Origin of the sequence: Nocardioides sp. NPDC057577 (genome assembly GCF_042801335.1) — a bacterium.
Lineage (GTDB): Bacteria > Actinomycetota > Actinomycetes > Propionibacteriales > Nocardioidaceae > Nocardioides.
In genome coordinates, this window is the sequence record NZ_JBHVGB010000293.1 from 1 (window position 1) to 3664 (window position 3664).

3 protein-coding genes are annotated in these 3664 nt (G+C 69.5%); 1 reads left to right on the forward strand and 2 read right to left on the reverse strand.

The features are described 5' to 3' along the window. Positions 1–32: 32 nt before the first annotated feature. Entirely contained in the window at positions 33–281 is a 249-nt protein-coding gene (locus ACFU7D_RS29055; protein WP_378873844.1) for a hypothetical protein, read from the reverse strand. After that, positions 278–703, reverse strand: a complete 426-nt coding sequence (locus ACFU7D_RS29060) for a hypothetical protein (protein ID WP_378873847.1) — start codon at positions 701–703, stop codon at positions 278–280. Before ACFU7D_RS29060 ends, ACFU7D_RS29055 begins: the two co-directional genes overlap by 4 nt. 254 nt (positions 704–957) lie before the next feature. On the opposite strand from ACFU7D_RS29060, the gene clpB reads away from it, so the two are divergent. Then, on the forward strand, positions 958–3543 hold the full coding sequence (gene clpB / locus ACFU7D_RS29065; RefSeq protein ID WP_378873850.1) for an ATP-dependent chaperone ClpB: 2586 nt from the start codon (positions 958–960) through the stop codon (positions 3541–3543). The last annotated feature ends 121 nt before the right edge of the window (positions 3544–3664 follow it).

Sequence of the window (3664 nt, forward strand, 5' to 3'; positions counted from 1 at the left end):
CGTCATGACGAGCCGACTCGGCATCAGAACTGTCAGTCGCCGCCGCCTCCGCCGCCACAGCTCGAGCCGCAGGAGGAGCTGTTGCAGGAGCTGTCGTGGCTGTTGCCGTGGTGGTGGCCGGAGTCGTAGGTGGAGCCGGAGCCGCACGAGCTCGAGCTGCAGCTGCTGCCGTTGCGACGTCGAGGACCTCGGCGACGGTTGCTCCGGCCGGCTCCGACCAAGGCCTTGGTCAGCGCGTAGATGACCAGGCCGAGGATCACGATGATGATCAGGGTCTTCAAGTAGAGCTCCGTTTCCAGGTGCGGCGGGTGAGGTGCCAGATCTGTGAGCCGAGGCCGACGGTGAGCACCCGGCGCCCAGCGATCCGGGTGAGCGCCAACCGCCGCCGGCCTTCATAGACATCGTGCAGCCGGAGCCAGTCGGCGCCGATGGTGGTCAGGAAGTCGCGTACGTCGTCGTGGGCGCAGCCCTGCTGGGGATGCTGCGCGGCCCAGGCATGGAAGCGGGCGCGCCAGTCCGGGAGCAGGTCGAGCTCAGGGGCGGCGTGGTGCGCGGCCGAGGAGCGCTTGTGGTGCAGCACCCGGGTCGTCGCGGTCGTCCCGGCGGCCTCGAACCCTGGTGGCGTACGTCCCGCCAGCAGGTCGTCGAGGACCTCGCGCTGCCGCGCGGCGAGCTGGTCGCGCACGGCGCCTCGGGAGTCCACGGGAGGAGTGTGCCCGATCGACTGGGCGGCCGGCCACGCCAAACTGACGTAGGTCTCGACCCGCTTCGCGGGTTCGCAAGCTCACCCGCTGCGCTCGCTCGACCTTCTCGCGTTATGACCCCGCTCGTTCCTCGCGGGGGCGTAGGCTCGAAAGTTGAGTGGAACAGACTCAACTTTGGTTGTGTTGAGATAGATGCGGGTGACAGGCACTCGCGACAGACTTGAGCGCGTCCACAGGAGGAGTGCAGACACAGATGAGCCAGTTTTCGGCAGACAAGTTCACCACCAAGGCTCGCGAGGCGATCGAGGCCGCGCAGCTCTCCGCCACGACGGCGGGCAACACCACGACCGAGCCGATCCACCTGCTCGCCGCGCTGCTGCAGCAGGACGAGGGCACCGCGACGTCGATGGTCACCAAGTCCGGTGTGGACGCCGAGGAGCTGTCGCGAGCGGTGGCCGCCGATCTCGCCGGGCTCCCGCGTGCCAGCGGGTCCACGGTGCAGCAGCCTGCTGCCTCCGGTGGGCTGACCCGTGTCCTGGCCGGCGCGATCACGCTGGCCACGTCCCTGAAGGACGACTACGCCGCCACCGAGCATCTGCTGATCTCGCTGGCCACGGTCGAGTCGTCGGCGCAGAAGGTGCTCAAGGGCGCCGGGCTCACCGAGAAGGGGCTGCGCGAGACGCTGAAGGCGGTCCGCGGCAACCGCCGGGTGACCTCGCAGGATGCCGAGGACTCCTACGAGGCGCTCGAGAAGTACTCCCAGGACCTCACCGAGGCCGCCGAGCGCGGCAAGCTCGACCCGGTCATCGGCCGTGACTCCGAGATCCGCCGCGTCATCCAGGTGCTCTCGCGGCGCACCAAGAACAACCCGGTGCTCATCGGCGAGCCCGGCGTCGGCAAGACGGCCGTCGTCGAAGGGCTCGCCCAGCGGATCATCGCCGGCGACGTACCCGACTCGCTGAAGGGTCGCCGCCTCCTGTCGCTCGACCTGGCGGCGATGGTCGCCGGGGCGCAGTACCGCGGCCAGTTCGAGGAGCGGCTCAAGGCCGTCCTGGAGGAGATCAAGGCCGCCGAGGGCCAGGTCATCACCTTCATCGACGAGCTGCACACCGTCGTCGGCGCGGGCGCCGGCGGCGACTCGGCGATGGACGCCAGCAACATGCTCAAGCCGATGCTCGCGCGCGGTGAGCTGCACATGATCGGTGCGACCACGCTCGACGAATACCGCGAGCGCATCGAGAAGGACCCGGCCCTGGAGCGCCGCTTCCAGCAGGTCTTCGTCGGCGAGCCGTCGGTCGAGGACACGGTGCAGATCCTGCGCGGCATCCAGGAGAAGTACGAGGCTCACCACGGTGTCCGCATCACCGATGCCGCTCTGGTGACCGCCGCGACCCTGTCCGACCGCTACATCACCGGGCGGCAGCTGCCCGACAAGGCGATCGACCTCATCGACGAGGCGGCCTCCCGGCTGCGGATGGAGATCGAGTCGTCTCCCGAGGAGATCGACCAGCTCCGGCGCGCCGTCGACCGGCTGAAGATGGAGGAGTTCGCGCTCTCCAAGGAGTCCGACGACGCCTCTCTCGAGCGCCACGCGGCGCTGCGCAAGGAGCTCGCCGACAAGGAGGAGGAGCTGCGCGGGCTGGAGGCACGCTGGGAGCAGGAGAAGGCTTCGCTCGAGGGCGAGGGTGCCCTGCGCAAGCAGCTCGACGCGCTGCGCAGCGAGGCCGAGCGGCTCCAACGCGAGGGTTCGCTGGGGGAGGCCTCGGAGATCCTCTACGGTCGCATCCCCGAGCTCGAGCGGCAGATCGCCGAGGCCGCCGAGGCCGAGGACGAGGTCGCCGACCGGCTGGTCGGTGAGGAGGTCGCTGCCCAGCAGATCGCCGAGGTCGTCGAGGCCTGGACCGGCATCCCGACCGGCAAGATGCTCCAGGGCGAGCAGGCCAAGCTGCTCGAGATGGAGACCGAGATCGGGCGCCGGCTGATCGGGCAGAAGTCCGCCGTCACCGCCGTCGCCGATGCGGTGCGCCGCTCGCGTGCCGGGATCGCCGACCCCAACCGCCCCACTGGCTCGTTCCTCTTCCTGGGCCCGACCGGCACCGGTAAGACCGAGCTCGCCAAGTCGCTCGCCGACTTCCTCTTCGACGACGAGCGCGCGATCGTACGCATCGACATGTCCGAATACTCCGAGAAGCACTCGGTCGCCCGGCTGGTCGGTGCTCCTCCGGGCTACGTCGGCTACGACGAGGGTGGTCAGCTGACCGAGGCGGTGCGGCGCCGCCCCTACTCGGTGGTGCTGCTCGACGAGGTCGAGAAGGCTCACCCCGAGGTCTTCGACATCCTGCTGCAGGTGCTCGACGACGGGCGGCTGACCGACGGTCAGGGTCGCACGGTCGACTTCCGCAACACGCTCCTCATCCTCACCTCCAACCTCGGTTCGGCCTTCCTGGTCGACCCGATCATGGACGAGCACGAGAAGCACGAGTCGGTCATGGCCGTGGTCCGGGCGTCGTTCAAGCCGGAGTTCCTCAACCGACTCGACGAGGTCGTCATGTTCGATGCCCTCTCGCTGGCCGACCTCACCAAGATCGTCGACATCCAGCTCGGTCTGCTCGAGAAGCGCCTGGCCGCCCGCCGCATCTCGATCTCCGTCACCCCGGAGGCTCGGGAGTGGCTGGCCGAGACCGGCTACGACCCGGCGTACGGCGCCCGGCCGTTGCGTCGCCTCATCCAGTCCGCCATCGGCGACCCGCTCGCCAGGAAGCTCATCGGCGGCGAGGTGACCGACGGTGGCCAGGTCACCGTCGACCGCGACGGCGACGGCCTCACCCTGAACACCTGAGCCGAGACGACCGGAGCGAGGTCGAGCGGCGAGCTTGCTCGTCCGCGCGCGCCGAGCGAGGGAGTGACCGCGCGAAGCGCGGAGGCGTCACCCCGGTCGGCCGAGTGGGCATCCAGATGCC

Excerpts from the sequence above, each read along its gene's own strand:
- clpB (WP_378873850.1), top strand. The coding sequence starts at position 958 with ATGAGCCAGTTTTCGGCAGACAAGTTCACCACCAAGGCTCGCGAGGCG.